The organism is Sphingomonas oligoaromativorans (assembly GCF_011762195.1).
In the GTDB taxonomy this organism is placed as follows: Bacteria; Pseudomonadota; Alphaproteobacteria; order Sphingomonadales; family Sphingomonadaceae; genus Solisphingomonas; species Solisphingomonas oligoaromativorans.
In genome coordinates this window covers 102,365-123,402 of sequence record NZ_JAASQK010000009.1, presented here as the reverse complement: position 1 = coordinate 123,402, position 21,038 = coordinate 102,365, and the positions used below count along the sequence as shown (strand labels likewise).

Annotated in this window: 20 protein-coding genes and 1 pseudogene; 13 read left to right on the top strand and 8 right to left on the bottom strand. The window is 68.7% G+C overall.

Going from position 1 to position 21,038, the window contains the following annotated elements:
* Positions 1 to 62: 62 nt before the first annotated feature.
* A complete protein-coding gene (locus FHS98_RS16370) occupies positions 63 to 734 on the top strand; it encodes a glutathione S-transferase family protein (RefSeq protein ID WP_167107613.1) in 672 nt (223 codons plus the stop codon).
* Complete coding sequence (locus FHS98_RS16365; RefSeq protein ID WP_167107610.1) at positions 731 to 2,155, top strand: peptide MFS transporter; 1,425 nt, start codon at positions 731 to 733, stop codon at positions 2,153 to 2,155. The genes FHS98_RS16370 and FHS98_RS16365 overlap by 4 nt, the downstream gene beginning before the upstream one ends.
* A gap of 16 nt (positions 2,156 to 2,171) precedes the next feature.
* Here FHS98_RS16365 and FHS98_RS16360 read toward each other — a convergent pair whose 3' ends face one another.
* On the bottom strand, positions 2,172 to 2,615 hold the full coding sequence (locus tag FHS98_RS16360) for a winged helix-turn-helix transcriptional regulator (RefSeq protein ID WP_167107607.1): 444 nt from the start codon (positions 2,613 to 2,615) through the stop codon (positions 2,172 to 2,174).
* Between the two features lie 74 nt (positions 2,616 to 2,689).
* Here FHS98_RS16360 and FHS98_RS16355 point away from each other — a divergent pair, with 74 nt between their 5' ends.
* Positions 2,690 to 3,484, top strand: coding sequence for an SDR family NAD(P)-dependent oxidoreductase (locus FHS98_RS16355; RefSeq protein WP_167107604.1), 795 nt, complete (start codon positions 2,690 to 2,692; stop codon positions 3,482 to 3,484).
* Between the two features lie 8 nt (positions 3,485 to 3,492).
* Here the strand turns inward: FHS98_RS16355 and ubiG are convergent, their stop codons facing one another.
* Positions 3,493 to 4,233, bottom strand: a complete 741-nt coding sequence (gene ubiG, locus FHS98_RS16350; protein WP_167107601.1) for a bifunctional 2-polyprenyl-6-hydroxyphenol methylase/3-demethylubiquinol 3-O-methyltransferase UbiG — start codon at positions 4,231 to 4,233, stop codon at positions 3,493 to 3,495.
* 96 nt (positions 4,234 to 4,329) lie between these two features.
* On the opposite strand from ubiG, the gene FHS98_RS16345 reads away from it, so the two are divergent.
* Together FHS98_RS16345 and FHS98_RS16340 are read left to right on the top strand one after the other, a co-directional pair.
* A complete protein-coding gene (locus FHS98_RS16345) occupies positions 4,330 to 5,571 on the top strand; it encodes an aspartate kinase (protein WP_243848077.1) in 1,242 nt (413 codons plus the stop codon).
* A gap of 101 nt (positions 5,572 to 5,672) precedes the next feature.
* On the top strand, positions 5,673 to 6,728 hold the full coding sequence (locus FHS98_RS16340; RefSeq protein WP_243848071.1) for an NAD(P)H-dependent flavin oxidoreductase: 1,056 nt from the start codon (positions 5,673 to 5,675) through the stop codon (positions 6,726 to 6,728).
* A 38-nt stretch (positions 6,729 to 6,766) separates the two neighbouring features.
* On the opposite strand, the gene FHS98_RS16335 is transcribed toward FHS98_RS16340, so the two are convergent.
* From FHS98_RS16335 to ubiA, 4 genes are all read right to left on the bottom strand, one after another.
* A complete protein-coding gene (locus FHS98_RS16335; RefSeq protein WP_167107595.1) occupies positions 6,767 to 7,099 on the bottom strand; it encodes a hypothetical protein in 333 nt (110 codons plus the stop codon).
* A gap of 65 nt (positions 7,100 to 7,164) precedes the next feature.
* On the bottom strand, positions 7,165 to 7,956 hold the full coding sequence (locus FHS98_RS16330) for an inositol monophosphatase family protein (protein ID WP_167107592.1): 792 nt from the start codon (positions 7,954 to 7,956) through the stop codon (positions 7,165 to 7,167).
* Positions 7,949 to 9,295: a TldD/PmbA family protein gene (locus FHS98_RS16325; protein ID WP_167107589.1), complete on the bottom strand. Its 1,347-nt coding sequence runs from the start codon at positions 9,293 to 9,295 to the stop codon at positions 7,949 to 7,951. The genes FHS98_RS16330 and FHS98_RS16325 overlap by 8 nt, the downstream gene beginning before the upstream one ends.
* A gap of 31 nt (positions 9,296 to 9,326) precedes the next feature.
* Positions 9,327 to 10,250, bottom strand: a complete 924-nt coding sequence (ubiA, locus tag FHS98_RS16320) for a 4-hydroxybenzoate octaprenyltransferase (protein WP_167107586.1) — start codon at positions 10,248 to 10,250, stop codon at positions 9,327 to 9,329.
* A gap of 308 nt (positions 10,251 to 10,558) precedes the next feature.
* On the opposite strand from ubiA, the pseudogene FHS98_RS16315 reads away from it, so the two are divergent.
* From FHS98_RS16315 to FHS98_RS16305, 3 genes and pseudogenes are all read left to right on the top strand, one after another.
* Positions 10,559 to 10,990: pseudogene (locus tag FHS98_RS16315) on the top strand (endonuclease domain-containing protein); the annotation flags it as partial.
* A 133-nt stretch (positions 10,991 to 11,123) separates the two neighbouring features.
* Complete coding sequence (locus FHS98_RS16310; protein ID WP_167107583.1) at positions 11,124 to 11,858, top strand: 16S rRNA (uracil(1498)-N(3))-methyltransferase; 735 nt, start codon at positions 11,124 to 11,126, stop codon at positions 11,856 to 11,858.
* A gap of 43 nt (positions 11,859 to 11,901) precedes the next feature.
* Entirely contained in the window at positions 11,902 to 13,275 is a 1,374-nt protein-coding gene (locus FHS98_RS16305; protein WP_167107580.1) for a glutamate--cysteine ligase, read from the top strand.
* 95 nt (positions 13,276 to 13,370) lie between these two features.
* Here FHS98_RS16305 and FHS98_RS16300 read toward each other — a convergent pair whose 3' ends face one another.
* Positions 13,371 to 14,678: a methyltransferase family protein gene (locus FHS98_RS16300; protein WP_167107576.1), complete on the bottom strand. Its 1,308-nt coding sequence runs from the start codon at positions 14,676 to 14,678 to the stop codon at positions 13,371 to 13,373.
* A 96-nt stretch (positions 14,679 to 14,774) separates the two neighbouring features.
* The gene (locus FHS98_RS16295; RefSeq protein WP_167107573.1) at positions 14,775 to 15,305 is read right to left on the bottom strand and encodes a CHAP domain-containing protein; all 531 of its coding nucleotides are present in this window, start codon (positions 15,303 to 15,305) and stop codon (positions 14,775 to 14,777) included.
* 245 nt (positions 15,306 to 15,550) lie between these two features.
* Here FHS98_RS16295 and FHS98_RS16290 point away from each other — a divergent pair, with 245 nt between their 5' ends.
* The 5 genes from FHS98_RS16290 to FHS98_RS16270 are packed head-to-tail and all read left to right on the top strand — an operon-like array spanning position 15,551 to position 20,995.
* Positions 15,551 to 16,036, top strand: coding sequence for a dihydrofolate reductase (locus tag FHS98_RS16290; RefSeq protein WP_167107570.1), 486 nt, complete (start codon positions 15,551 to 15,553; stop codon positions 16,034 to 16,036).
* 50 nt (positions 16,037 to 16,086) lie between these two features.
* Positions 16,087 to 17,013 carry a bifunctional riboflavin kinase/FAD synthetase gene (locus FHS98_RS16285; protein WP_167107567.1) on the top strand — a complete coding sequence of 309 codons (927 nt, stop codon included), beginning with the start codon at positions 16,087 to 16,089 and terminating at the stop codon, positions 17,011 to 17,013.
* A gap of 44 nt (positions 17,014 to 17,057) precedes the next feature.
* Positions 17,058 to 20,069 carry an isoleucine--tRNA ligase gene (locus FHS98_RS16280; RefSeq protein ID WP_167107564.1) on the top strand — a complete coding sequence of 1,004 codons (3,012 nt, stop codon included), beginning with the start codon at positions 17,058 to 17,060 and terminating at the stop codon, positions 20,067 to 20,069.
* Positions 20,062 to 20,580 carry a signal peptidase II gene (gene lspA, locus FHS98_RS16275; RefSeq protein WP_167107561.1) on the top strand — a complete coding sequence of 173 codons (519 nt, stop codon included), beginning with the start codon at positions 20,062 to 20,064 and terminating at the stop codon, positions 20,578 to 20,580. Before FHS98_RS16280 ends, lspA begins: the two co-directional genes overlap by 8 nt.
* Positions 20,573 to 20,995 carry a DUF3035 domain-containing protein gene (locus FHS98_RS16270; RefSeq protein WP_167107558.1) on the top strand — a complete coding sequence of 141 codons (423 nt, stop codon included), beginning with the start codon at positions 20,573 to 20,575 and terminating at the stop codon, positions 20,993 to 20,995. The genes lspA and FHS98_RS16270 overlap by 8 nt, the downstream gene beginning before the upstream one ends.
* The last annotated feature ends 43 nt before the right edge of the window (positions 20,996 to 21,038 follow it).

The window sequence follows — 21,038 nt, the reverse complement described above, 5'->3', positions numbered from 1 at the left end:
TGGGGACGAGATGGTGAATCCCATCTTTTCCCTGCCCCGCCTGCCGTCTAGGCAGGGGCATCATGTGGCATCTCTTCCAATTCCCGCTCTGCCCCTTTTCCCGCAAGGTCCGCCTGATGCTGGGCGAGAAGGGCGTGGGCTATGAGCTGGTCCGCGAATCGCCCTGGCTGAAGCGCGACGAGTTCATCGACCTCAACCCCGCCGGGCAGACGCCGGTGATGGTGCAGGGCCAGGTGACGCTCTGCGACTCCAACGCGATCTGCGAATATTTCGAGGAAACGATCGACAAGGCGCCGATGCTCGGCGGCGATGCGGCCGCACGCGCGGAGATTCGCCGCCTCGTCGCCTGGTTCGACGAGCGCCTTTACGGGGAAGTGGTCGGCCCGCTGATGTCGGAGCGGATGCTGAAGCGCCTCGTCCACCGCACGTCGCCCGACGCCAAGGCGCTGCGCGAGGCGATGAAGAACGCCAACAACCATCTCGACTATATCGACTGGCTGCTCGACCATCGCCGCTGGCTGGGCGGCCCGGTGCTGAGCCTCGCCGATCTGGCGGCCGCCGCGCATCTCTCGGTCGCCGACTATCTGGGCGGGATCGACTGGCGTGGTCACGAGCAGACCAAACAATGGTATTCCGGCCTCAAGAGCCGGCCGAGCTTCCGCCCGATGCTGTCGGAGCGGATGGAAGTGATCGGCCCGCCCGCGCATTACGACAAGGTTGATTTCCTGGAATGAACGCCACCACGGCCGAGGGCGCGGAACCAGCGCTCACCTACCAGTCCGACCGGGCCTTTCTCGGTCATCCGCGAGGGCTGGGCTATCTGTCCTTCGCCGAGGCGTGGGAGCGTTTCTCCTATTACGGCATGGCGACTCTGCTCGCGCTCTATGGCGCGAAGCAGCTCTTCCAGCCCGGCCATATCGAACATATCTGGGGCTTCCCGCCCTTCCGCCACATGCTCGAAGGGCTGTTCGGGCCGCTGACCCCGCTCACCATGGGCGGCGCGATCGCGGGGCTGTATGGCGGCCTCGTCTATCTCACGCCGCTGGTCGGCGGCGCCGTCGCGGACCGCTGGATCGGGCGCACCCGCGCCGTGATCTTCGGCGCCGTGACCATGTCGTTCGGCCATTTCTTCATGGCCTTCGACCAGACCTTCCTGCTGGCGCTCGCCTGCCTCCTGGTCGGCGTCGGCTTCTTCAAGGGCAATATCGCGGCGCAGGTGGGCGACCTCTACGCGCCGGGCGACCTGCGCCGCGCGGACGCCTTCCAGATCTTCATGATCGGCATCCAGATCGCCGTGATCGCCGCGCCGATCGTCTGCGGCTTCCTCGGCCAGAGGGTGGCGTGGCATTTCGGCTTCGGCGCCGCCGGCGTGGGGATGCTGATCGGCCTTGGCGTCTATCTCTCGGGCCGCCGCTGGCTGCCCGCCGAGCCTGCCCCCAGGCATAAGGGCGGCATCGTCGAGAAGCGACCGAAGCTCGCGGCGGGCGAGGGGATGCGCGTGCTGGTGCTCGCCCTGCTCGTGCCGGTACTGTCGCTGACCGCGATCGGCAACCAGCAGCTCTTCGCGGCCTATGAGCTGTGGGGCGACCAGCATTACCAGTTGAGCTTCTTCGGCTGGTCGATGCCGTCGACCTTCCTGATCTCGCTCGACGCCATCGTGTCGACCGTCACCATGGCGGGATCGGTGATCTTCTGGCGCTGGTGGGGCACGCGCTTCACCGAGCCGGACGAGATCACCAAGCTCACCATCGGCGCCTTCATCGCCGCGCTGGGGCCGCTGACACTGGCGCTCGCCTCGCTGCACGAAGCGGTGACGGGCGAGAAGGTCAGCCTCGCATGGGGCCTCGCCTTCCACATCCTCAACGATATCGGCTTCGCCAACATCTTCCCGGTCGGCCTCGCCCTCTATTCGCGCGTCGCGCCCAAGGCGATCGCGGCGACTCTGATGGCGGTCTATTACATCAACCTCTTCGTCGCGGGCCTGATCGTCGCCAAGCTCGCCAGCCTGCTCGGCACCATGTCGGGCTTTGCCTTCTGGGGGATGCACGCGGCGCTGGTCGCGGGCGGCGGCGTGGTGCTGCTGATCGTGCGGGGCGCCGCCGGACGCCTGCTCGCGCCGACGGTCGATCCCGAAGCCGAGGCCGAAGCGGCCTGACTCTTCCCGGCGGGCCTCAGCGTTCGTCGGGCATCACCAGGCGGATGCGGATCTCACCGAGCGGACGCCCCGTCGCACGGTCCACCACCACCGGCTCGACCGGGGCGCCCGTCTCGGCATCGACGAAGCGGCTGGTGCCGCCCTCGCCGAAATGCTCGCGCCCCCATGCGCCGATCGCCGCCAGCACGGGCAGGAAATCCCGCCCCTTCGGCGTCAGCACATATTCGTCGCGCGGCGGCCGCTCGCTGTAGCGGCTTTTCTCGAGCAGCCCCGCCTCGGTGAGCGCCGCTAGACGGCGCGTGAGGATGTTCGGCGCGATCCCCAGGCTCTGCCGGAACTGATCGAAGCGCGTGGCACCATAACCGGCGTCGCGCAGGATCATCATGCTCCATGCATCACCCACCCGAAGCAGCGCGCGGGCGACGGGGCAAGGCCCCTCGGAAAATTTCTCAGCGTCCATTGCATTGTGATAGCGACATAACTATCAAAATGCAAGTTACTCGTTCAACCCGAGTCGAAGAAGGACATACGATCATGAGCACCCCCCTCGGCACCGCTCTCATCACCGGCGCTTCCACCGGCATCGGCGCGGTCTATGCGGACCGTCTGGCCAGGCGCGGCTACAACCTCATCCTCGTGGCGCGCGACGCCGCGCGTATGGAGACGCTCGCCGGGCGCCTTCGTGCGGAAACGGGCGTGACGGTGGAGGTGCTGCGCGCGGACCTCACCGCCGACGCGGACCTCACCGCGATCTCGGAGCGGCTGGCCGGCGATGCGGCGATCACGCTGCTGGTCAACAATGCCGGCATGTCGTTGAACGGCAGCCTGCTCGAGAACGGCCCGGAGAAGATCAGGCAGCTCCTCGCGCTCAACATCACCGCGCCGACGCTGCTTCAGGCGGCGGCCGGCAAGGCTTTCGTGGCGCGCGGCAAGGGCGCGGTCATCAACATCGCCTCGGCGCTCGCCTTCGCGCCGGAGATGTTCGACGCCATCTACAGCGGCACCAAGGCCTTCCTGCTGAACCTCAGCATCGGCTCGGCCGCGCAGTGGAAGGACAAGGGCCTCTATGTGCAGGCCGTGCTGCCCGGCGCCACCCGCACCGAGATCTGGGAGCGTTCGGGCAAGGATGTCGATGCCTTCCCGCCCGAGATGGTGATGAGCGCGGACGATCTGGTCGACGCGGCGCTGGTCGGCTTCGACCGGGGCGAGACGGTGACGATCCCGCCGCTGCCCGACGAAGGCCAGTATGACGCGCTCAACGAGGCCCGCGCCGCGATGGGGCCGAACCTCTCCAAGCGCGACGTGGCGGAGCGTTACCGCGCCGCCTGACACGTGGCTCAGGCGGCCACCGCCGCCAGCAGATAGTCCATGCGGATGTCGTCCGAGAGGGTGAAGCCCTTCATCGGATCGAACGACAGCCCGCGCGTCTCGATCACCTGAAGCCCGGCGTCCTCGAGCAGATGCCCGAGTTCGTCGGGCTTCAGGAATTTCTGCCAGTCGTGCGTGCCCCTGGGGATCTGCCCCAGCCCCTCGCCCACCGTGATGAGCGCGAGCTTCGACAAGGCAGTGCGATTGGGCGTCGAGAGCAGCATCAGCCCGCCCGGCGCCAGCGCGCGGCCAAGGCCCGCCACGAACGCCGCCGGATCGGTGACATGCTCGATCACCTCCATCGAGCAGACCAGATCGAAGCGATCCTCCGCCCCCAGCAGCTCGACGCTGCCATGGCGATAGTCGATCGCCAGCCCCTGCCCCTCGGCATGGAGGCGTGCCGCCGCGATGTTCTCGGCGGCCGCGTCGAGGCCGGTCGCCGCCGCGCCCATCCGCGCCAGCGGCTCCGTCAGCAGCCCCGCACCGCAGCCGACATCCAGCGCGCGCCCGCCCGCGAGCGGCCGCCGCTCATTGTGCGGCGTACCGAAATGCCGGTCGATCATGGCGCGCACGAAGCCCAGCCGCACCGGGTTCAGCCGGTGCAGCATCGCGGACGACCCTTTCGGGTTCCACCACTCGGCGGCGAGCTTGCCGAAATGGGCGGCTTCGGCGGGGTCGATTGTGCTGTTCTGTTGGGTTGCATCGGTCATGGGCTCCCCCTATCAGGGCGGCGTTTTCTTTCCCACAGGCGATTTCTGCCGCAATAATCGAGCACCCGCATGTCCCCTCCCGCAGACCGTATCGTGATGAAGTTTGGTGGCACGTCCATGGCGGGCATCGAGCGTATTCGGAACGTGGCGCGGCAGGTCAAACGCGAGTGGGCCAAGGGCAATCAGGTCGCCGTCGTCGTCTCGGCGATGTCGGGCGAGACCGATCGCCTCGTCAATTTCTGCCGCGAGGCGTCGCCGCTCTACGATCCCAAGGAATATGACGTCGTCGTCGCCTCCGGCGAGCAGGTGACGTCGGGCCTGCTGGCGATCGCGTTGCAGGCGATCGGGGTTCCGGCGCGGAGCTGGCTCGGCTGGCAGTTGCCGATCCGCACCTCGGACGCGCACGCCTCCGCCCGCATCGGCACGATCGACACCGAGGCGCTCAACGCCAGCCTTGCCAAGGGTGAGGTCGCGGTCATCCCCGGCTTCCAGGGGCAGACCGAGGGCGGCCGCGTCACCACGCTCGGCCGCGGCGGCTCGGATACGTCGGCGGTGGCGGTGGCGGCCGCGATGAAGGCCGATCGCTGCGACATCTACACCGATGTCGACGGCGTCTACACGACGGACCCGCGCATCGTGCCCAAGGCGCGCAAGATCGAGAAGATCACCTACGAGGAAATGCTGGAACTGGCGTCGGTCGGCGCCAAGGTGCTCCAGACCCGCTCGGTGGGCCTCGCCATGAAGGAGAAGGTGCGCGTCCAGGTGCTCTCCTCCTTCGGAGACCCGGATGCGGAGCCCACCCCCGGAACCTTCGTGGTGAGCGAGGACGAGATCGGAGAAAACAACGTGGAACAGCAGCACATCACCGGCATCGCCTATGACCGCAACGAGGCGAAGATCACCCTGACCGCCGTGCCCGATCGGCCCGGCGCGGTGGCGACGATCTTCAACCCGCTGGCCGAAGCGAGCATCAACGTCGACATGATCGTGCAGAACGTCGCGCACGGCACGGGATCGACCGACGTCACCTTCACCGTGCCGGGCGCCGAGCTGGCCCGCTCGCTCGACGTGCTGGAGAAGGCGCAGCAGGAGATCGGCTATGCGAAGCTGATCCCCGACACCCAGGTGTGCAAGATCTCGGTGGTGGGCGTGGGGATGCGCAGCCATGCCGGCGTCGCCGCGACGATGTTCCAGGCGCTGGCCGAACGCGGCATCAACATCCTCGCCATCACCACCTCGGAGATCAAGGTCTCGGTGCTGATCCACGAGGACTATACCGAACTCGCGGTGCGCGTGCTGCACACCGCTTATGGGCTGGACGCCGAAGACGCGGCCTGACCCGATCCGCCGCCGCCTCGTCCACCGGCGGGGTGGCGGCCAAAAGCCCCGTGAAACAGAGAGACTTGGGCTGAACGCCCGTTTCTTCTATGGGGGCGCAGATGACCAGCATTGACACACTGACCCGCCCGTCCGCCGACAGCATCGGCCATGACCGCCTCGCCCGCCTGATGGCGCGGGGCGTCGAGTTCCTCGGCAGCAAGGTCGCGATCATGGCGGGCGCCATGTCGTGGGTGTCCGAGCGCCACCTCGTCGCCGCGATGAGCAACGCCGGCGGCTTCGGCGTGATCGCCTGCGGCGCGATGACGCCCGAGCTGCTGGATGCCGAGATCGCCGCCACCAAAGCGCTGACGACCAAGCCGTTCGGCGTCAACCTCATCACCATGCACCCCAAGCTCTCCGAGCTGATCGACGTGTGCGCGAAGCACAATGTCGGCCATGTCGTGCTGGCGGGCGGGCTGCCGCCTGCGGGCTCGATCGACCGGATCAAGCAGTCCGGCGCCAAGCTGATCTGCTTCGCCCCCGCGCTGGCGCTGGCGAAGAAGCTGATCCGCTCGGGCGTGGACGCGATCGTCGTCGAGGGCATGGAGGCCGGCGGCCATATCGGCCCCGTCTCGACCAGCGTGCTCGCACAGGAGATCCTGCCCGAGGTCTCGGCGCAGGTGCCGGTGTTCGTGGCCGGCGGCATCGGCCGTGGCGAGGCGATGGCGGGCTATCTGGAGATGGGCGCGGCCGGCGTGCAGCTCGGCACCCGCTTCGTCTGCGCGACCGAGTGCATCGCCCACCCGAACTTCAAGAAGGCCTTCATCCGCGCCTCGGCCCGCGACGCGATCGCCTCGGTGCAGATCGATCCGCGCCTGCCGGTGATCCCGGTGCGCGCGCTCAAGAATGCGGCGGGCGAGCTTTTCACCGCCAAGCAGCGCGAGGTCGCCCAGCTCCTCGACGAGGGCAAGGTCGAGATGATGGAGGCCCAGCTCCAGATCGAGCATTACTGGGCGGGCGCCCTGCGCCGTGCGGTGATCGACGGCGATGTCGAGCATGGCTCGGTGATGGCGGGCCAGTCGGTCGGCATGGTGACGAAGGAGGAGCCGCTCGCCGACATCCTCCAGAGCCTCGTCGACGAAGGCGCGCACGCGCTGGAGCGCCGCTCCATCTGATCCTGCCCGCCGGGCCTGCGCCTGCGTCGGCCCGGCGATCAGAACTCCTGATATTTGGCGTAGCGCGATGCCACCGCATCGTCGGCCGGCTGCTGGCGCGCGCGGAGCTGGTTGAAGACGCGCGAGGCTCGCCACAGGCTCATGCTGAACGGCACGATGCGCGGGATGCTGCGGCCGGAGAGGAAGCCCTCGCGATAGGCTTCCCGCGCATGACTCAGTACCTGCTGCCGGTCGTGGCTCGACTGCGCATCGATCGCGGCCCGGAGTTGCGCGGCCAGCGTCACGGGATCGCGGGCGCCCGAATCCGCCAGCAGCTTTTCCAGCGACTCCGACTGGAACAGCCTGCGCGTGATCGGGCCTAGGTCGGTCATGCCTTTCGCCCTACGCCTGCAAATCTTAACGAGTTGTTCGGATTTGGGCGGTGTTTCCGAAAATCCTAGCGCGCCGCCAGACGCTCCGCGATCGCGGCATAGCCGGACAGACGCTCGACCGCCGCGGCATGGATGCCGGGCGCTGTCACCAGGATGCCGAACGTCTCGGCATCGACCGTGTTGAAGGCCAGCGGCGCGCCCAGCGCATCGCTCACCCGCGCGCCGGCTTCGGCGGCGATCAGCGCGGCGGCGGCGATATCCCACTCATGCCCCCAGCGCATCGTCGCGACCAGATCGGCCTCACCCGCCGCCACCAGCGCCATGCGCAGCGCGATGGAGTTGGGCTTGTGGACCGGCACCAGATCGTTGTCGCGCCGGGGAAGCTGATCGGCGGGGACGCGCGCGCCGGCGAGCACATCACGGGGCGTCACCCGGATCGCCTCGCCGTTCAGCCGGGCGCTTCCGCCCGCGATCGCCGTCCAGCGCTCGCCCCGCGCGGGGGCTTCCAGCACCGCCAGCACCGGCCGGCCATGCTCGACCAAGGCCACCGACACCGCCCAGCCGGGCCGCCCGCGCAGATAGTCGCGCGTGCCGTCGATCGGATCGACCACCCATACCCGCTCGGCCGCGAGCCGCGTCTTGTCGTCGACGCTCTCCTCGGAGAGCCAGCCGGCCTCCGGGTCGATCTCCATCAGGCGCTGTTTGAGCAGCCGGTCGACATCGAGATCGACCTGGCACACCGGCTCGCCGCCGGCCTTCTCCCATCGCCTGACCCGCTTGTCCGCGCAGGCGAGCGCCAGCGCACCGGCCTCTGCGGCCGCCTCCGCCACCCGCGCGAGAAGCGCCGCGTCAGGCACCGGCGACCGTCATCCCGTCGATGCGAAGCGTCGGCACGTCCATGGCGCGTTCGAACTTGAGGTCGTCGGCGGGCACGATGGCGCGGAACATCTCTTTGAGATTGCCCGCGATGGTGATCTCCGCCACCGCCGGGCCGATCTTGCCGTCCTCGATCAGGAAGCCCGCCGCGCCGCGCGAATAGTCGCCGGTGACGCCGTTCACGCCATGGCCGATCAGCTCGGTGACGTAGAGACCGCGCTTGACGTCGGCCATCAGCTCGGCCGGGGACAGCGCACCCGGCGCCATGTAGAAGTTGGTCGTGCCGGCGCCCGGAGGCCCGCCGATGCCGCGCTGGGCGTTGCCGGTGGGCTGAAGGCCCAATTGCCGCGCAGAGGCCGAATCGAGCAGCCAGCCGGTCAGCACGCCATCTTCGATCAGCACGCGCCGCGCGGTGGGCAGCCCCTCGCCGTCGAAGGGCTTGGAGCCGAGCCCGCGCACCCGATGCGGATCGTCGATGATCGAGATGCCCCTGGCGAACACCTCGGTCTCCAGCGCGTCGAGCAGGAAGCTCGTCCGCCGCGCGATCGAGGAGCCGGTGATCGCGCCCGCCAGATGCCCCAGCATCGACGAGCCGACGCGCGGATCGAACAGGATCGGCATCGTGCCCGACCCGATCTTCACCGGATCGAGCCGCGCCACCGCGCGTTCGCCGGCCCGGCGGCCGATGGCCTCGGAGCCTTCCAGGTCGGCGAGATGGCGGGACGAGCGATAGGCGTAGTCGCGCTGCATCGACGCGCCCTCGCCCGCGATGACGCTGGCCGAGCAGCCATGGCCGCTGGTCGCATAGCCGCCGGCGAAGCCGTGACTGGTGGCGAGCGCGATGATGGTGCGCCCGGCGCTGGCCGAGGCGCCTTCGCTGTTGGTGACGCCGGCGACGGCGCGTGCCGCTTCCTCGGCCTGCTCCGCGCGGGCGCGCAGGGCCTGCGGGGAGACTTCCGCCCCATCGTCGCCGTCGACATCCGGGCCGGGGCCGCTTGCCAGCCGGTCCTCGGGGGCGAGGCCGGCATAGGCGTCCTCGGGCGCCTCGCGGGCCATGGCGACGGCGCGCTCCACCAGCGTGTCGAGCGCGTGGGACGAGAGATCCGACGAGGAGACGCTGGCCGATCGCCGCCCGACGAACAGCCTCAGCCCGATCGTCTCGCCCTCCGAGCGCTCGACATCCTCCAGCGCGCCGAGCCGCACCGAGACGGCGGTCGATTCGTTGCAGACATAGAGGGCGTCCGCCGCATCGGCGCCGGCCCGCTTGGCGGAGGCTACGAGATCGTGGACGCGGGACTGGGCTTCGGCGACGGTGAGCATGACCGGCACTTAGGTAGCCGGAGCCCTCCCGTCAAAGGCGGGCAGCACTTCCGACCACCAGAGCGGCGGCGAAAACGAGAAAGCCCGTCGTGCGGTTGGCGCGGAACCGGTCGAGCGAGCCCGTCGCCGAGGCCGGGTCGAGCGTCGCCACCTGCCACGCCAGATGCAGGGCCGCGGGGATCAGCGCCACCAGCACGAGCGGATCGGGCCGGACGCTCCACAGCGCCGCACCCCACAGCGCCACCGCCACGACATAGAGCGCCGACACGCCCGGCCGGACATACGCGCCCATCGCCCGCGCGGAGGATTTGACGCCGGCCAGCACATCGTCCTCGATGTCCTGCAACGCATAGATGGTGTCGTAGCCGACGACCCACGGAATGCCGCCCGCATAGAGCAGCAGCCCCGGCATGGAGAGCCCGCCCGTCACCGCCGCCCAGCCGACCAGCGCCGCCCAGGAGAAGACCAGCCCCAGCCACGCCTGCGGCCACCAGGTGATGCGCTTCATGAAGGGATAGCAGGCGACCAGCGCGAGGCTCGCCACCGCTATTCCGCGCGCCGCCCAGTCCAGCGCCACCAGCACCGCGAGCCCGACGAGGCAGAGCCCGATCAGGAAGGCCCACGCGCCCCTGAGCGTCACCTGACCGCTCGGCAGCGGCCGCCCGCGCGTGCGGGCGACACGGGCGTCGAGGTCGCGGTCGACGATGTCGTTATAGACGCAGCCCGCGCCGCGCATCGCGATCGCCCCGATGGCGAACAGCAACATCAGCGCCGCCGTCCGGCCGTTCGCCCCGCCGGCGAGCGCGAGCGCCCAAGCACCCGGCCAGAACAGCAGCCACGCCCCGATCGGTCGATCGAAACGGGCCAGCATCGCATAAGGCCGCGCGGCCGGCGGCAACAGTGCGAGCAGGCCGCGGGTTTCGGTATCGGGGACGGAGAGAGGTTCGCTGGTCACGGCTGCTCCCTAGCGTGGGCGGACGCCGGCCGCCACCGGTTCGCGGGGCTTGCTCCGAGGGTCGGAGCTGACAAAGTTGATACGAGTGACGGGAAAATCACGCATCGCCATCCCGGATATCGGCACCGAGGAAGAACCGCGTCCGTGATGCGACCGGGCCACCGTGTCAGGCGAAATCCTACATTGGAAGGGGGGACAGGTTTCGCTGCATTATTTGCGGATTATCTTGTGATCGTCATGCCAGCGAAAACCGGCATCTCGGGTGACGAGCGCCGCGCATATCGGGAGAGATCCCAGCTTCCGCTGGGATGACGGGAGAGGGAGTGGCGGCTAACGCCCCGTTGCGAGTACATCTCCCCTCCTTGGAAGGGAGGGGGCGGGGGTGGGTTGCCCTCCGTATGACGCGACGGCAGCATGAGGATATGCCTCGCATCGCCCCTGACATGACTTCGAAAGCGCGCGCCTTGCGCAGGAGTGCAACGGAGGAGGAACGCCTGCTCTGGAAGCGGCTTCGCTATGCCCACCCGCGCTTCACGCGCCAGTTGCCCGTTGGTGGTACTATCGTCGACTTCGCCTGTCGGGCCGCAAGGATCGTGGTGGAGCTTGATGGCAGCCAACATCTCGATGCTGTTGCTTATGACGTGGCCCGGACCACGTTTCTCGAAAGCCTCGGCTGGCAAGTCCTGCGTTTTTGGAACAGCGACATACGCGCCCATCCCGATGGCGTGGCCGATGCAATCCTGTCTACCGTCGAAGCCCGCCTCGGGCGAACCCACCCCCACCCCCTCCCTTTCAGGGAGGGGGTTAAGGGCCGCTTCAAAACCAACAACCGCCCCCTTGAACGCCCCCTGCACCTCCGCCTAAGCCTCGCTCATGCCCGCCACGCCCGCCTGGCCGCCCGAGAGCGCGCCCCGCCTGTTCGTCGACCAACCGCTTTCCGAGGGCGCGGACGTCGCCCTCGACAACGCGCAGGGCAATTACCTCCTCAACGTCATGCGGCTGAAGGCGGGCGATGCGGTGCGCTGTTTCGACGATCGCACCGGCGAATGGGCCGCCGAAATCTCCTCGGCCGGCAAGCGCGACGCCCGCCTGCGCATGGTCCGCCATCTCGCCCCGCGCGAGCCGGTGCCCGATCTCTGGCTGATCGCCGCACCGATCAAGCGGCAGCGGGTCGACTGGATGGCCGAGAAAGCCTGCGAGCTGGGCGTCGGGCGCTTCCTGCCCGTGCTCACCCGGCGCAGCGTGGTCGACAAGCTCAACCTCGATCGCCTGCGCGCCCACATGATCGAGGCGGCCGAGCAATGCGGCCGCACCGCGCTCCCGGCACTCGACGAGCCGGTGAAGCTGGCGCAACTCCTCAGGGACTGGCCCGCCGACCGCACGCTCTGGTTCGCGGACGAGACCGGCGGCGAACCCTTCCGCCCCGAGCCCGGCCCCGCCGCCATCCTGGTCGGCCCCGAGGGCGGCTTCGACCCGGCGGAGCGCGAGGCCATCCGCGCGCTCCGCCAAGCGCGCGGCATTTCGCTCGGCCCCCGCATCCTGCGCGCGGAGACGGCGGCGCTCGCCTCCGTCTCGATCTGGATGGCCCACGCGGGCGACTGGCGCTGACCGCCTCTTTTCATACCGATCGGTAACCGCTAGGGCGCGGGGCATGTCGACCCGCACCGCCACCGCCGAAGCCGACCCGATCATCGAGTCGCGCGACGACCTCCTCGCCATCTTCGCGAAGGGTGAAAAGCCCAAGGACCGCTGGCGCATCGGCACCGAGCACGAGAAATTCGTCTACCGCACCGCCGATCACCGCGCGCCCTCCTATGAGGAGCCGGGCGGCATCCGCGATCTGCTGGGCGAACTCACCGCCTATGGCTGGGAGCCGGTGATCGAGGGCGGCAAGGTGATCGCACTCTCCGGCAGCGACGGGGCGATCAGCCTCGAGCCCGCCGGCCAGTTCGAGCTGTCGGGTGCACCGCTCGACAATCTGCACGAAACCTGCGCCGAGACCGGCCGCCACCTGCGGCAGGTGAAGGAAGTCGGCGAGAAGCTCGGCCTCGGCTTCCTCGGCATGGGCTTCTGGCCGGACAAGACCCGCGAAGAGCTGCCGATCATGCCCAAGGGCCGCTATGCGATCATGCTGCGGCACATGCCGCGCGTCGGCTCGCTCGGGCTCGACATGATGCTGCGCACCTGCACCATCCAGACCAACCTCGATTATGCGAGCGAGGCGGACATGGTGAAGAAGTTCCGCGTGTCGCTGGCGCTGCAACCGCTCGCCACCGCGCTGTTCGCCAATTCGCCCTTCACCGAGAGCAAGCCCAACGGCTTCCTTTCCTATCGCTCGCACATCTGGACCGACACCGATCCGCAGCGCACGGGGATGCTGCCCTTCGTGTTCGAGGATGGCTTCGGATATGAGCGCTATGCCGATTACATGCTCGATGTGCCGATGTACTTCGCCTATCGCGAGGGGAAATATATCGACGCCGCCGGGCTTTCCTTCCGCGATTTCCTGAAGGGCGAGCTGCCGGTGCTGCCGGGCGAGAAGCCGAGCCGTTCGGACTGGAACGACCATCTCTCCACCGCCTTCCCCGAGGTGCGGCTCAAGAGCTTCCTGGAGATGCGCGGCGCCGACGGCGGCCCGTGGAGCCGAATCTGCGCGCTGCCGGCCTTCTGGGTCGGCCTGCTCTACGACGATCAGGCGCTCGACGCGGCGTGGGACGAGGTGAAGCACTGGACCGTCGAGGATCATCACCGCATCCGCGAGCAGGTGCCGACGCTGGCGCTCGCCACCAGAGGGCCGCGCGGGCGGTCTTTCCGCGAGCTGGCGGCGCGCGTGCTCGATATCGCGCATGGCGGCCTCTCCGCGCGCCGGCGCCTCAACGCGGCGGGCGACGACGAGACGGGCTATCTCGCCCCGCTGCGCGAGATCGTCGCCAGCGGCAAGACGCCGGCGGAAGTGCTGCTCGATCGCTACAACGGCGCATGGGGCGGCGATATCGGCCGCATCTATGACGAGATGGCGTTCTGATCTTCCCGTCGCCCCGGACCTGATCCGGGATCCAGAGTCGCAAGCGGCACCGCCCGAGGCCCTGGACCCTGACGTTCGTCAGGATGACGACGGAACTATTCGGCCGGCTGCACCGTCTTCGGGTGCGCCGGCCGCACCGCCGCCCACGCCTTCGCCAGAGGACCGTGGCGGGCCATCCAGCCGGCATAGGCGCGATAGGCGGGATCGGGCATCAGGTGCCGCTCCTCGGTCTTGGCGCGCCAGAAATAGACGCCGCTGATGACCGCCAGCAGGCAGGAATTGCGCAGGCCGTCGCGCCAGTCCCCGCTGGTGGTCAGCATCGGCAGCGTCGCCATCCACCAGAACAGATTCTTCGACACATAGGCCGGATGCTTGGTGAAGCGGTACGGCCCATGGGTCAGGATGCCGCGATGGGTGAGGTTGGAGAAGCGCAGGCCGAACGCCACCGTCGCCCAGGCATAAGCGGCGGTCAGCCCGACCAGCGCGAAGGCCCAGAGCGGCTGGAGCAGCGGATGATCCGACAGCGCCCGCGCCCAGCCGAGCTGATGCTGCTGATAATCGAGCGGGCCGCCCGCGTTCATCAAGATGAAGGGCGGATAGCAGATCAGCGCCGCCGTCCACCCCGCCACGAAGGGGTTGCCCGAACGGATGTGCGAATCGAGCGGCCGCATCGTGAAGAGATAGCCGACCGTGCCCATGCTGACGTCGATCAGGAACATCAGCGCCACCAGCCCATCAGCCAGCGCCACCGGATCGGCGGCCATGGCGGCCGGGCTCACCCCGGTCGCCGCCGCCCAGTTGCCGCGCAGCGCCGAGAGCATGAAGGCGGTGAAGAAGCCCTTGATCGCCCAGCTCCGCATATGCTCCGCGATCTTCCGGCGGAGCGCCGCATCGGCGCCGCGCCCGGCGGTGAGCAGCCAGGTGCCGAACGCCCACGCCCCGTCGCGCGGCTCGACCAGCCGGCGGTCGAGCCAGATCACATAGGGAATCGACAGCAGGAGCAGCGGCAGCAGCGCCATCCTGAGCACGTCCATCGCGTAGAGATAATCGCCCGACCAATACCAGCGGCCGAGCGCGTAGAAGCCGGCGATCAGCCCCCAGGTCGCCCAGAGCCCGGCGAGTTTCACCAGGCCGGTATCGGCGGCATCCTGCCACGGGCGCGGCGGCGCCGACCAGTCGATCCCGGTCGAGGGGTTGCGATGCACCCGGTCGACCAGCAGCGACCAGAGCAGCATCGGCAGCGCGCAGGCGGCGAGCCCGGCGAGCGGCACCCACGGCGAATCCAGCGCCCACAGCCGCACCGCGCCATAGAAGGCCGCCAGCCCCGCCAGCCCGACAAGGCCGACCCCCGTCGACACCGCCGAACGCGGCCTTGCGTCGCTCTGCTGCTGTTCGTGCTGCATCCTCACCCCTCGAGCCCCATCGGCGCAGGCTGGCTTAGCCGATCAGCCGTAAGCAAGCGGTGAAGAACCCGCCTCGTCCCCCGGCGGGAACGGGGATCAGCTCCTCGGGCTGTCGTCCTGCCCGGAATCGTCCTGCCGGGCGGCATCGGCCTTCACCGCGTCGCTGGCCTTCTTGCCATAGATGAAGCCGTAGACCGGATAGCTGTGGGTGCCGAGATCGTGGAGACTCTTGAACCACACGCGCACCTGGCTCCAGTCGTTCTTGGCCGAGGTGTCCATCACCAGCACGTCATGCTCGACCTGCCCGCGCGAGGACCAGTTGGCGTGCGTCACCTTTATCATGCGGTCGGAGAGAACCTGCGACACGGTGGCGACATGGCCCGAGCGCATCGAGCCGATCGCCTTGAACACCAGCACCGCGCCCTCCTTGGGGGTGTCGCCGCGGCTATATTTGCCGACGGCCTGGCTCCACCAGCTCGCCGCCGCGCCGAAGAGCTGGACGCCCGAGAACATGCGGGCGAAGGGCGCGCACTGCCAGAAGCCCGAGGGCTGCGCGTCGGCCGCCGACGGCATCGCGAAAAGCGCGAGCGCGATGGAACACAGCGCGACCTTCGACCGTTTCAACATGTTCGACAACGCCCCAACTTCCCCGTGCGATCGGGGTGTAACGATAATCCCGAGAGACTAAACAATCGGTCGACCGATCGCCCGACCCGTGCGGCGAATCGTTTTTCCCGCACGATTCATCGTCCTGCCGGCAGAATCACCGTCCGGCTTGCGCCCCTCGTCCGTCCCTCTCTAGGAGGGGCCAAGGCTTGCGCATCTCAGGACGGCATCATGCACTCTCTTCCCCGCCCGACGGCCCTTCCCGCATGAGCGGCGCCGAGATCGTCTTCTTCGCGGCGCGCGCGGACAATGGCGTGATCGGGGTGGAGGGCGGCCTGCCCTGGCGCCTGCCCGCCGACCTCCGGCGCTTCAAGGCGATGACCGGCGGGCTTCCGATGGTGATGGGCCGCAAGACGTTCGAGAGCTTCCCGAACCTGCTCGTCGGCCGCCGCCATATCGTGCTGACCCGCGACGCCGCGTGGGCTGCCGAGGGCGCGGAGGTCGCCACCAGCGTCGAGGCGGCGCTGGCGCTCGCCGGAGGGCCGGTGGTGGCGGTGATCGGGGGCGCGGAGATATACCGCCTCTTCCTGCCCCTGGCGCATCGCGTCGAGCTGACCGAAGTCCACGCCCGGCCGGAGGGCGACACCCACATGCCCGATCTGGGCAGCGGCTGGCGCGAGACGTTCCGCGAGGACCATGCGGCCGAAGGTGACCGCCCCGCCTACAGCTTCGTCACGCTGGTGCGCGGCTGAGCGGCGCGCTTCCCTTGGCATCGCGCGCCCACCTGCTATAGCGCGCGGCCATGATACGGCTCTCCGGGGATCAGCCGGTTCCCGCCCTTGCGCGGGGCGCGATCGTGGCGCTCGGCAATTTCGACGGCTTCCATGTCGGCCATCAGGCGGTGGTGGGCCGCGCCATCGAGCGCGCCCGCGCCGAGGGCCGGCCGGCGATGGTCGCCACCTTCGATCCGCATCCCGCGCGGCTGTTCAGGCCGGACGCCCCGCCCTTCCTGCTGACCACCATCCCCCAGCGGATGGACCTGTTCGAGGCCTTCGGCGCCGACGCCGCGCTGGCGCTGCCCTTCGACCGGGCGCTCGCGGCGGTGAGCCCGGAGGAGTTCGTCGCCCAATGGCTGCACCAGCGGATCGGCGCGGCGGGCGTGGTGACGGGCGAGGATTTCACCTTCGGCAAGGGCCGCGCCGGCACCACCGCCGATCTCGCGCTGCTGGGCCAGCGCCACGGCATCCGCGCCGAGACGGTCCGCGCGGTCGAGACGGACGGCGCGGTCGCCTCCTCCACCCGCATCCGCCAGCATCTCAAGGCCGGCGAGGTGGAAGAGGCCACGCGGCTGCTCACCCGCCCCTTCGCGATCCGGGGCATGGTCCAGCATGGCGACAAGCTCGGCCGCGCCATCGGCTTCCCGACCGCGAACATCGCGCTCGGCGACTATCTGCGCCCGGCTTATGGCGTCTATGCGGTGCGGGGGCGGCTGGAGGACGGCCGCGTTCTGAACGGGGCGGCGAATCTCGGCATCCGGCCGCAGTTCGATCCGCCCAAGGAGCTGCTGGAGCCTTACTTCTTCGACTTTTCGGGCGACCTCTACGAGCAGGAGCTGACCGTCGAGCTGGTCCGTTTTCTGCGCCCCGAGGCGAAGTTCGACAGCCTCGACGCCCTCACCGCCCAGATCGAGGCGGATTGCGCGGCGGCCCGGAGCATCCTCACCGCCTAGAATCCTTGCCCCGAGGGCGGCCGTTCTCTAATCCCCGGCGCGATATGGCCGACGCAACCGATACCCCGCAGCAGCGCGACTGGCGCGACACCGTCTTCCTGCCGAAGACCGACTTCCCCATGAAGGCGGGCCTCGCCGCCAAGGAACCGGCGATTCTGGCGAAGTGGGAAAGCGAGGATCTGTACGGCACGCTGCGTAAAGCACGCGCCGGCCGCGAGCGCTTCATCCTCCACGACGGCCCGCCCTACGCCAATGGCGACATCCATATGGGCCACGCCATGAACAAGGTGCTGAAGGACATCATCGTCCGTTCGCAGACCTTGATGGGCAAGGACGCGCCCTACGTTCCCGGCTGGGACTGCCATGGCCTGCCGATCGAATGGAAGGTCGAGGAAGCCTATCGCGCCAAGAAGCAGAACAAGGACGAGGTGCCCGTCGCGCAGTTCCGCGCCGAGTGCCGTGCCTATGCCGACCGCTGGGTCGACACGCAGCGCCAGCAGTTCAAGCGGCTGGGCGTGATGGGCGATTGGGACGATCCCTATCTCACCATGAAGTTCGACGCCGAGGCGGCGATCGTCGGCGAGATCCTCAAGTTCGCGGAGACGGGCCAGGTCTATCGCGGCGCGAAGCCGGTGATGTGGTCCCCGGTCGAGAAGACCGCGCTCGCCGAGGCCGAGGTCGAGTATGAGGACATCACGTCCACGCAGATCGACGTGGCATTCGAGATCGTCGAGAGCGCGATCCCCGAGCTGGTCGGCGCCCATGCGGTGATCTGGACGACGACGCCTTGGACGATCCCGGTCAATCAGGCGCTCGCCTATGGGCCGGACGTTGAGTATTCACTTTTCGAGTTGAAGACCGGCGCGGTGGACAGCGAGCCAACGTTGGCAGCCTACGCCGGTAAGCGCTTTCTCGTTGCTACCCCGCTGGTTGCGAGCTTTCTAGAGCGCATCGGGTCCAAGTGGGACAATAGCGACGCAGTTGAGATGGAGCTCAAAGGCTTCATGCTCGCCGGCACCATCGCGCGTCACCCGATGCACGAGAAGGGCGGCTTCTTCGCCAAGCCCCGCCCCTTCCTGCCCGGCGATTTCGTCACCACCGACGCCGGCACCGGCCTCGTCCACATGTCGCCGGATCATGGCGAGGACGACTTCCTGCTCTGCAAGGCGCACGGCATCGACCCGGTGTTCGCGGTGGAAGGCGACGGCCGCTACCGCGCCGACTGGGCGTGGATGGGCGGCAACCCGCTCTCCGTCATCAACCCCAAGCTCAACGCGCCCGAAGGCCCGATCTGCTCGGACCTGCGCGAAGTCGGCGCCCTGCTCGCATCGGGCAGCTTCCAGCACAGCTATCCGCACTCGTGGCGCTCCAAGGCCAAGGTGATCTTCCGCTGCACGCCGCAGTGGTTCATCGCCATGGACAAGCCGATCGCGGCGGAAATCGATGCGGTGGAGGGGCGCGCGCTTTCGGAGGCAGACGCTGCGCTTGGGGCACATGCTTCGACCGCGCTCAGCACGAACGGGGCGGGTTTGGCTGGCGGCAACGGGGATGAGGGCTCAGCGGGAAACACCGTTCGTCCTGAGCCTGTCGAAGGACGTGCCGCAAACATGACCTCCAACGGCCCCACCCTCCGCGAACTCGCCATGGACGCGATCGAGCAGACCCGCTGGGTGCCCGAGAAGGCGCGCAACCGCATCGGCGCGATGGTGTCGGGCCGCCCCGACTGGGTGATCTCGCGCCAGCGCGCCTGGGGCGTGCCGATCGCGCTCTATGTCGACAAGGACGGCAAATATCTGAACGATCCGGCGGTCAACGCCCGCATCGTCGAGGCCTTCAAGGCCGGCGGCGCGGATGCGTGGTTCACCGCCGATCATGACGTGCTGCTGGGCGACCATGCCGGCAAGGGCTGGGAGCCGGTGAACGACATCCTCGACGTGTGGTTCGATTCGGGTTCCACCCACGCCTTCACGATCGAGGCCCGCTATGGCGAGGGCGTCCGCGCGAACCTCTATCTCGAAGGCTCGGACCAGCATCGCGGCTGGTTCCAGTCCTCGCTGCTGGAGAGCTGCGGCACGCGCGGCCGCGCGCCTTACGACGCGGTGCTGACCCACGGCTTCGCGCTCGACGGGCAGGGCCGCAAGATGTCGAAGAGCCTCGGCAACGTCGTCGATCCGCTCAAGATCATCAACGAGAGCGGCGCCGACATCCTGCGCCTGTGGGTCGCCTCGACCGACTATTTCGAGGACGTCCGCATCGGCAAGGAGGTGCTGGCCGGCACGTCCGACGCGTACCGCAAGCTGCGCAACACCTTCCGCTACATGCTGGGCGCGCTCGACGGCTTCACCGACGAGGAGCGCGTCGCGGCGGCCGACATGCCCGAGCTGGAGCGCTATGTGCTCCACCTGCTCGCCAAGCTGGATGCGGAGCTGAAGTCGGCGGCGGACGCCTTCGAGTTCAACCGCTACGCGCGGGCGCTCACGGATTTCGCGAACGCCGATCTCTCGGCCTTCTTCTTCGATATCCGCAAGGACGTGCTCTATTGCGACGCGCCGACCTCGCTCACGCGCCGCGCCTATCGCACGACGCTCGACATCCTGTTCCACGCGCTGGTGTGCTATGCCGCCCCGATCCTCTGCTTCACGGCCGAGGAAGTGTGGGGCACGCGCTATCCGGACGCGGGCTCGGTGCATCTCACCGAGTGGCCCGAGGTCGACGGCCTGTGGATGGACGAAGGCCTCGCCGCCAACTGGGAGGATCTCCGCCGCCTGCGCCTCGCCGTCTCGGCCGAGATCGAGCCCAAGCGCAAGGCCAAGGAGATCGGCTCCAGCCTTCAGGCGAAGGTCGCGATCGGCACGCCCGAGCGTCCGGCCGCCACCCCGTCCGAGCTGGCCGAGCTGTTCATCGTCTCCGACGTGCAGCTTGAGACGACCGACACCACCACCGTCGCCGTCACCATCACCGACTGGCACAAATGCGGCCGCTGCTGGCGCCATCTGCCGGAGGTGACCGAGGACGGCGCGCTCTGCGACCGCTGCGATGGGGCGGTGCATGGCTGATCTCGTGCAGGGGCGCTTCCGCCGGCTGGGCTTCGGCCTCGCGATCCTCACCTTCGCGGTCGATCAGATCATCAAGGCGGTGATCGTGCAGGGCATCGACCTGCCGGGCCGCGGCGGGATCGAGCTGCTGCCGATCTTTCGCCTGCTGTGGGTCGAGAATCACGGCATCTCGATGGGCTTCCTGACGGCCGGCAGCGCGATGGATCGCTGGCTGCTGGTCGCGATGACCGGCGCGATCGCCGCCGCCGTGATCTTCTGGCTGTGGCGCGAGCGCAACAAGGCGGATGCCTGCGCGCTCGGCCTCGTGCTCGGCGGGGCGTTCGGCAACATCGCCGATCGGGTGCGGCTCGGCTATGTGGCCGACTTCCTCGATCTGCATTTCGGCGACTGGCATCCTTTCCTGGTGTTCAATGTCGCCGATGCCGCTATTACCATAGGCGTATTGCTGCTGGTGCTGCGGGCGCTGTTCGCGCGCGCGCCCGCCGCGGCTTCGGAGGATCTGCATGCGTAAGACGATCGGTGCGTTGGCGATGCTGGGAGCGCTGGGCGCGCTGTCGGCCTGCGCAAGCTCCAAGGCGACGGGCTTCGGCAATCGCAACGCCCCCAATGAGTTTGCGGTGACGCGCTCGCCGCCGCTCGTCATCCCGCCCGATTTCGCGCTGCGTCCGCCGCGCCCCGGCGCGCCGCGCCCGCAGGAGCAGACCGCCGCGTCCGAAGCGCTCGCCGCGATGTTCGGCGGCAAGGCGGCGGTGAGCCCCGGCCAGCAGAGCCTCGTCGAAGCCGCCGGCGGCGCGCCCGACGCGGGCATCCGCTCGGAAGCCGGCTCGCCCGCGACCAGCGTGGTCGACAAGGGCGCGGACACCAAGAACATCCTGGCGGCGCCGGCCGGCAACGCCCAGAACACGACCGTCTCCACCCCGCAATAAGCGGTGACCCGGACAGCGATCGCGGCATGAGGGGCTGAGCCAC